Source organism: Streptomyces fildesensis, from assembly GCF_016107395.1.
Lineage (GTDB): Bacteria > Actinomycetota > Actinomycetes > Streptomycetales > Streptomycetaceae > Actinacidiphila > Actinacidiphila fildesensis.
The window spans coordinates 1-586 of record NZ_JAAIKO010000160.1 but is presented as its reverse complement, the minus strand read 5'-3'; the positions used below and the strand labels follow the sequence as shown (position 1 = coordinate 586).

Sequence of the window (586 nt, the reverse complement as noted above, 5' to 3'; positions counted from 1 at the left end):
CCCGTCTTCGAATTCGACGGCGCCCTGAACCCCAACGGCTAGCACTCCCAACCTTTACCAGTTCACCCTGTCCCATCGTAAACGTGCGGCGTCGAAACCTGACTTGGCAGCTTTCGACGCCGCGCGGACGGCATGATGCCTTCTCCGATGCCGAGGCCACCCCGATGAGACGAACCATCATGGGGACACGCACTGAGACAACGTCAAACGACCTGGTGAGCCCGTTGCCAGAGGACATCTGATTCGGGAACCTACACGCACGTCATAGTCCGTCGCGCCGTTCCGGCCCGTAAGGGCTCCATCCCTGGAGGTACGGCTTGAGTTCCTCCGGCGTGAGTTCACGTGTGTGCGGCATTTTCGGAAGCCTGCCCAGGGGGTCGATCGACCTCGCGTACCCCCCTGCCCACTCCAACCAGCGTCGAGCCGAGTCCAGTGTCGTCTCGTCCGCAACACCCTCCAACTCGCCGATGCGACGTTCCAATGCCATGCAGTACGCACGGAGGGCAGCGGCCTCCTGCCAGCGCCCGGCTTCTTCGCGCAGCACCTGGGCAAGCTGTTCACGAACAGCTTGTTCCTTCGCCACGTC

The 586-nt window shown here is 62.8% G+C and carries 1 pseudogene; it reads right to left on the bottom strand.

Annotated features, from left to right (window positions below):
* Positions 1-262: 262 nt before the first annotated feature.
* A pseudogene (locus C6N31_RS42390) lies at positions 263-586 on the bottom strand (hypothetical protein); the annotation flags it as partial.